The organism is Cupriavidus lacunae (assembly GCF_003353055.1).
Lineage (GTDB): Bacteria > Pseudomonadota > Gammaproteobacteria > Burkholderiales > Burkholderiaceae > Cupriavidus > Cupriavidus lacunae.
Genome location: NZ_QKWJ01000165.1, coordinates 1 through 6,911 on the forward strand (window position 1 = coordinate 1; position 6,911 = coordinate 6,911).

5 protein-coding genes and 2 pseudogenes are annotated in these 6,911 nt (G+C 60.7%); 4 read left to right on the forward strand and 3 right to left on the reverse strand.

Annotation, left to right across the window (positions count from 1 at the left end; translation table 11 throughout):
* Positions 1-280: 280 nt before the first annotated feature.
* Positions 281-730 carry an amino acid ABC transporter ATP-binding protein gene (locus DN412_RS41735; RefSeq protein ID WP_115216842.1) on the reverse strand — a complete coding sequence of 150 codons (450 nt, stop codon included), beginning with the start codon at positions 728-730 and terminating at the stop codon, positions 281-283.
* 24 nt (positions 731-754) lie between these two features.
* Between DN412_RS41735 and DN412_RS41740 the strand changes: the two are divergent.
* Positions 755-1,344, forward strand: a pseudogene (locus DN412_RS41740) (IS5 family transposase); the annotation flags it as partial.
* Positions 1,345-1,459: 115 nt separating this feature from the next.
* On the opposite strand, the gene DN412_RS41750 reads toward DN412_RS41740, so the two are convergent.
* Both DN412_RS41750 and DN412_RS41755 read right to left on the reverse strand, forming a co-directional pair.
* A complete protein-coding gene (locus tag DN412_RS41750) occupies positions 1,460-2,431 on the reverse strand; it encodes a threonine/serine dehydratase family protein (protein ID WP_115216843.1) in 972 nt (323 codons plus the stop codon).
* A gap of 38 nt (positions 2,432-2,469) precedes the next feature.
* The gene (locus tag DN412_RS41755; protein WP_115216844.1) at positions 2,470-3,459 is read right to left on the reverse strand and encodes an ornithine cyclodeaminase family protein; all 990 of its coding nucleotides are present in this window, start codon (positions 3,457-3,459) and stop codon (positions 2,470-2,472) included.
* A gap of 654 nt (positions 3,460-4,113) precedes the next feature.
* Here DN412_RS41755 and DN412_RS41760 point away from each other — a divergent pair.
* The 3 genes and pseudogenes from DN412_RS41760 (at position 4,114) to DN412_RS44305 (ending at position 6,788) form a co-directional block, all read left to right on the forward strand.
* On the forward strand, positions 4,114-5,439 hold the full coding sequence (locus DN412_RS41760) for an NAD(P)/FAD-dependent oxidoreductase (protein ID WP_115216845.1): 1,326 nt from the start codon (positions 4,114-4,116) through the stop codon (positions 5,437-5,439).
* A gap of 224 nt (positions 5,440-5,663) precedes the next feature.
* Positions 5,664-6,272: pseudogene (locus DN412_RS44300) on the forward strand (OprD family outer membrane porin); the annotation flags it as partial.
* Positions 6,273-6,284: 12 nt separating this feature from the next.
* Positions 6,285-6,788 (forward strand): OprD family outer membrane porin, encoded by a 504-nt coding sequence (locus DN412_RS44305; RefSeq protein WP_279635310.1) that lies wholly within the window; start codon positions 6,285-6,287, stop codon positions 6,786-6,788.
* Positions 6,789-6,911: the final 123 nt, after the last annotated feature.

Here is a 6,911-nt window from a genome sequence, read left to right on the forward strand (position 1 = left end):
ATGAGTTGCATACCGTCGCCCGCAACAAGCTCAAAAGCGCTCAACACCGGCCTTCGATCATCGCCGCGTGCTGGGTTCAGGCAACGTTGTGGTGATGTCATGATTTACGGAAAGATCAATAGTGGGAAGTTCGGCATAAAACGACCGTCCGGATGCGTTATGCTTGCACTGGAACGTCGACCCGCCTCGAAGCGGGAGCAATCAGGCTGGCCAGCGCCGCGGACTCGATGGCATACGGGCTGTACGTCCTGACAACCCAGAGACCCACGGCCAAGTGTCGTCAAGCTGCAGCAAGGTGTCCTTGGCTGAAGCGGCGCACGAATGCCTTGAACCGCTCCGTGGTCGGATTGGCGAAAATTTCTCGCGGATTGCCGTCCTCCAGGATTTTTCCTTGGTAGAAGAACAGGAGGCGGTCGGCAACGTCGCGTGCGAACTGCATTTCGTGGGTGACGATAATCATCGTCATACCCTCCTTGCTCAGCTCTCGAATCGTGCGAAGTACTTCATCGACGAGTTCCGGGTCAAGAGCGGAGGTAACCTCGTCGAAGAGAATAACCTTCGGGCGCATCGCGAGAGACCTTGCGATTGCGATGCGTTGCTGTTGACCGCCAGAAAGTCTCGATGGGTACGTAGATGCCTTGTCAGCCAGGCCGACCTTCTCGAGGAGCGCCATGCATTCATGACGGATTTCTGCCTTACTCCGCTGATGGAACATAAGCGGGCCCATCATGACGTTGTCCAGCGCAGTGCGATGTGGGAAGAGGCCGGTGTTTGGGACCGTCTCCACGAAGTATTGCTGGCCAAGTTGCGTGCGGCGGACCGCATCGATTGGTCACGTGTCATCGTCGATTCCTCTTCCGTCCGTGCCGTGGGGTCGGGTCAAAAACAGGACCCAACCCCACCGATCGCGCGCGACCCGGTTCAAAGCACCACCTCGTAACTGAGGACTCAAGGCATTCCACTGGCGCTGATACTGACCGGCGCCAATCGCCACGACGTCACCCAACTGCTACCGCTGATCGAAACGATTCCACCTCTGCGCGGCAAGCGTGGCCGACAACTATCCAAGCCACTCATCGTTCAGGGTGATCGCGGGTATGACCACGACAAGTACCGCAGACCGCTTCATGCCGCGGGCATTGCCACCGAGATCGCCCGTCGTGGCGAACCGCACGGCAGCGGTCTTGGCAAAACCCGCTAGGTTGTCGAACGTACGATACCTGGCTACACAACTTCAAGCGATTGCGCGTCCGTTTCGAACGCCTCGCCACCATCCATGAAGCATTCCTGAAGATCGCCTGTTGCATCATCTGTTGGCGACACCTCAGGAAGTCATTTTGTTAGGCCTTCTAAGTCCGGATAGTTCCTCCCGCGGGAATTTCGCTGCAATGCGATTTTGTTGATGCTAATGGAAAGACTCGTCATTGCACCCCGCTCGTTTCGCCAGCGTGCCGCACGCTTAGCCAGCAGCGCCGTATACCTCGGCCAGATCGCACAGGTCCCAGTTGCCACCGGTCAGCACCACGCAGACCTTCTCGTCCGGCCGGACCTTGACCGCGCCCGCCAGCAGCGCGCCAATGCCGATCGAGGCGGCGGGTTCGGCGATCAGTTTCGCGTCCTTGGCCAGGGCGCGCATGCCCTGGACGATGTGCTCGTCCTCGACCAGGACGATCTCGTCGACGTAGCGCTCAATGATCGGATAGGGGTTCTGCCCCGGCACGCTGATGCGCAAGCCGTCGGCAATGGTGTTCTTCAAGGGCAATGTGGTGCGCTGCTTGTTCAACCGGCTGTGGTAGTACTTGGGTGTCAGCGCCGGCTCGGCACCGACGACCCGCACCGACGGCCGGGTTTCCTTGATGGCAGTGGCGATGCCGGAAATCAGGCCGCCGCCGCCCATGGGGATGATGACGGTATCCACATCCTCCAGGTCCTCCAGGATCTCGCAGCCGATGGTTCCCTGGCCGGCCATCACCAGCGGATCTTCGAAGGCGTGTACGACCGCATAGCGGTTTTTCTCGGCGATTTCGTACACCCTTTTCCAGCGGGCGGCGGTGTCGCCATCGAAGAGGATGACCTCCGCACCGAGGGCTTCTGTATTGGCGATCTTGATCTTCGGGGTGGTCACCGGAAGCACCAGGATGGCTTTCACCCCGAGCATTCGAGCGGCGTAGGCGAGCCCCTGGGCGTGATTGCCGGAAGAGGTGGCGATGATGCCGTTGGCGATCTCCTCCCTGGGCAGCGAGAGGGTCTTGTTCAGCGCGCCGCGAATCTTGAACGCGCCGGTGATCTGCAGGGTTTCGGGCTTCAGGTAGAGCTGGCAACCGGCGGCCTTCTCTATCTTCTCGGCGCGTAGTAGCGGCGTATGTCTGATATGCGGTTTCAGCCGCTCTTGGGCTTCTCGAATGTCCTGAATGGTCGGATGGTCGCGCATGTAATTTCCTCTCCCCCGTACTGCCGAAAAATCACGATTCAAAGGAACGCAAAGAAGGTTCCGATGTTGTTTTCCAGTGCATTGCGATAGATTTTTTCGGCAGTGGTATTGTCCTGTATGGCCATGCCGGTGGAATCGAAGATGGTGATTTCTTCATCGTTTTCCCGGCCTGGCTTCGTGCCCAGCAGTATTTCGCCGATCTCGCCATGGATATCGTCCAGGGTGATGATCTTTGCGCTCAGCGGATGCCAGGTTTCCCCTTTATCGATGCACTGCGAGATCGAGTCGTTGACTATCTTGGCGTGCCTGAATATTTCGGGATCAAGCTCCTGCTTGCCTTTCATATCCGTACCGATGGCGACGATGTGGGTGCCGGGTTTGACCCAGCTCGCTTCCACCAGCGGGCCTTTGCCACGGGTAGTGGTGATCAGGATATCGGCCTGCTCGACCGCTTCCTTTTTCGAATCGGCCAGGATCACGGGAATATCGAACTCGCCTTCGATATCCGCTTTGAAGCGGGCGAGCGTCTCCGGGTTTCTGCTCCAGGCATGGATCTCTTCGATCTGCATCACCAGGCTGATGGCGCGAATCTGCATCCGTGCCTGGTTACCGGTACCGATGGTGGTGATCTTCTTCGCGTTCTTTCTTGCCAGCGCCTTGACCGAGACCGCACCCGACGCTCCCGTCCTGAGACCGGTGAGCAGACTTCCATCCATGACGCAGATCAGCGCGCAGCTCCTGGCATCGAACAGCAGAACGGTTCCCATGCCGTTAGGCACGCCATGCGCCGTAGGGTTATCGAGGAAGCCGCCGGAAGAGGCCTTCATCGAGATGATTTCATTGGTCATGCAGTAACCGACTTTGAAGTCGATCTCTCCGCGCGGTTCCGGAAGATGTATGCCTATATAGTCGGGCTGTACCACCTGCCCACCGCTAAAGGCCTTGTATGCCTCTTCCACCGAGCCGATAACTTCCTCCATGGATATCAATCTGCCGACTTCTTCTTTGCTAAGCAGCAGTGTTTTCATCTAAAAGACCTCGCTGTTCTTCTGATCAGGGCATCTGCCATTTGCCAGGCTTACGTACGCATCACCAAAGTGGGTTCCTCGCCATGTTCGGCGCAAGCCCCCCCCGGGAAGGCATTACCGGCTTGTCTGTAATTAGTATGCCGTCGGGCGCCCAGCAGAAAATTTCGAATCCCCTGGGAATATGCAATTTCCAACTATTCTCATCATCATTGGCGAAAGCTTAGGCTCCGCCCAGCAAGGCTCGAGATGAGTACGCATCGGTAGGTGTTGGGCCTGAAGCGCCCAATGCTGGTGGCAGCGGGCATGCGCATAGCCGGCATCCCGACGCTTCGCGCCACCCTCCTCCAGATGGGAAGGACATAAGGAAGGAAAGCAGCAAGTGGTGGGCGGAACAGTCAACGCTCGCGCGCCGAGCGCTCCGTCGCCTGCAGCAGAAACTTCCGAGCGTGCCCTCGAAAACGTCCGATTCTGCGATTGCGCACGCCCAATACGGCAGCCCACTTCGGCCGCGATAGCTAATATGGAATCAACGCAACGGTATTGGCGAAGGGGGCCGATACCTGCCGCAGCCTACTCCGCGGCTCCGAATCGACCAACACCCGGTATTGCTCGCTGCAAAGCCGTAAACAATAAATTTCAGGCCAGGAGAATAGAATGCCGGCTCCTTTGATCACCATGCAGTCCAGCCCGGAGCTGCCGGAAAGCGCGGACGTCGTCGTTATCGGCGGCGGCATCATCGGCGTATGCGCTGCCTATTACATGGCCCGTCAGGGTATGAGCGTTGCCCTGGTGGAGAAGGGCCGGATTGGCGCCGAGCAATCCAGCCGCAATTGGGGCTGGTGCCGTCAGCAGAACCGCGACGCGCGCGAACTGCCGTTGTCGACCAAGAGTCTCGCGCTATGGGAGGAGATCACTGCCGATCTCGGCGAAGACCTCGGTTTCCGCCGCTGCGGATTGTTCTATCTGTCTGATAATCAGGCCGAGCTGGACGGCTGGGCGAAATGGCGCGACTTCGCGCTCACCCAGGGAGTCACGACCCATATGCTGAGCAGCGCCGAGGCCACGCAACGCGGCGCGGCCACCGGCAAGTCCTGGTTGGGGGGAGTGTTTTCGCCGTCCGACGGCATCGCCGATCCGGCACGGGCGGCACCGTTGATCGCCAAGGGCGTGCTCAAGCATGGCGGGTCGGTCCACCAATTCTGCACGGCCCGCGGTGTCGAGACCGAGGCGGGTCGGGTATCGGGGGTTATCACCGAAAAGGGTGGGATCAAGACCCGTCAGGTAGTGATGGCCGGCGGTGCTTGGGCCTCCTCCTTTTGTGCTCAGCTCGGCATTCGCTTTCCGCAAGCGTCGGTGCGTTCGACTATCCTGTCGGTCATGCCGGGGGCCCAGGGGCTTCCCGATGCACTGCATACCAGTGAAGTTACCGTCACCCGGCGCGGGGACGGCGGCTATACGCTCGCCGTTTCCGGACGCGCCTGCGTGGATCCGACGCCGCAGCAACTTCGCTTCTCCTCATACTTTCTGCCGATGTTCGCCAAACGCTGGCAAATGCTCTCACCCGGTGGCCTGCAGGGTTGGCAATATGGACACGAGAGGCTCCGTAAATGGGCGCTCGACCGGCCCACGCCGATGGAGCGCGTGCGCATCCTCGATCCGCGCCCGTCGGAATCGATACTGCGCGATACCCTGGCCCGCGCGCGCCGCCTGTTGCCCGCCTTGGGCAGTGTGCCCGTTCAGGCGGGTTGGGCCGGATATATCGACAGCACCCCAGATGGTGTGCCGGTCATCGACGAAGCGCAGAATCTACCCGGCTTCATCTTGGCCGCCGGCTTCTCGGGTCACGGCTTCGGCATCGGCCCCGGCGCCGGGCGCCTGATCGCCGAACTGGCGCAGGGCAAGACGCCCTTCGTGGACCACACCCAGTACAACCTCGCCCGGCTGAACAAAGGCGCGTGGGGCAAGGTCTCGGAGTTCTGACCGCCGCGCGGCTCTGGCGGGAGCCCGGCTCCCGCCTAACGCCAGACTAAGTAGGGTGCGCCGTGCGCACCGAAATGACGACGCTACCGGCGGAGGAGCGCACCGCGCACCCTACAATGGCCAGCCGTATCAGGCACCAAGCCTTATCTGATCGGTATTAGGCTTCCGTCTTCTCTTCGTCAGCGGCCGAGCCGCTCGAACCTGCGAGCGCGTATCGGGCTGCCTTGGGCAACGTTGTCGCCCCCTCCTGGCGCCAGCAACAGCCAGGGCATCAACGGTTCGAACCTGCCAGCGAGCGCACAGGCTATCGCGAGGAATGGGCGCATGGCGCCATGCTCAACTTCACCTCCGGCTTCACCCAGGGCACCGTCGGCTTTGGCGCCGACGTCTTCGCCTACGGCGGGATCAAGCTGGACAGTGGCCGCGACCGGGTCGGCAACGGCCTGCTGCCGATGAGCAACAACCAGACCGCCGACGCCAACGTGCCGGATTCCTACGGGCAGATCGGCGGCGCGGTGAAACTGCGCGCCTCCTCCACCGAGCCGAAGTACGGCGAACAGCGCCCACCGCGCCGGTATTCGCCATGGGCGACATCCGCCTGCTGCCGGAAGTGGCCACCGGCTTCCAGCTGCAGAGCAGGGAGTTCACCGACCTCTTCCTGAGGCCGGTCACTTCACCACCTACAACGGCAGGAACTCGATCAACTCCAACGACACAAGCTGATCTCCAGCTACGGCGGCGTGGAGGCCGACAGCTTCGACTTCCTCGGCGGCTCCTACAAGGTCAACGACAACTTCAGCCTGATGGCCTACGTCGGCAGGGCCGGAGAGGCCTGGCGCCAGTACATCGGCACCGCGTCCTACGAGAAGATCGATGGCGACGAGACTTTCGATTTCTATGGCGTCGACTCGGTCTGGCTGGCCAACTCGGTGCAGTACGCCGAATTCAACCGCCCCAACGAGCGCTCCATGCAGTTGCGCTACGACCTCAACATGGCCAGCTTCGGCGTGCCGGGCCTGACCCTGATGGCGCGCTACGTCAAGGGCGACCAGATCGACTTCACCAAGGCCGATCCGAACGGCGTCTACTTCCGCGCCGGGGTCGACGACGAGAAGCGCTGGGAACGCGATTTCGAAGCCAAGTATGTGGTCCAGTCGGGTTCGGCCAAGGATCTTTCCTTCCGCCTGCGTCAGGCGACCTACCGCGCCAGCTCGTTCGACGCCGGCACCGACGAGGTCCGCCTGATCATCGAGTACCCGCTGAGCATTCTGTTAAGCACATCACCACTTTGTTCGGCCAGGGACGGCCGATTCCTTTTGCAGGCGCCCTCCACGCCAATCCACCTATAAGGCATTTCCTTATACGGAAGTCATGACTCTTCCCGCAGTGCTTGAATGGTGAGGGCGGCGTCCATGGTTCTCTGCATGCCGATCCAAATCGTCTTTGCGCCGGGCTCGCCATCGCTCTTGCGC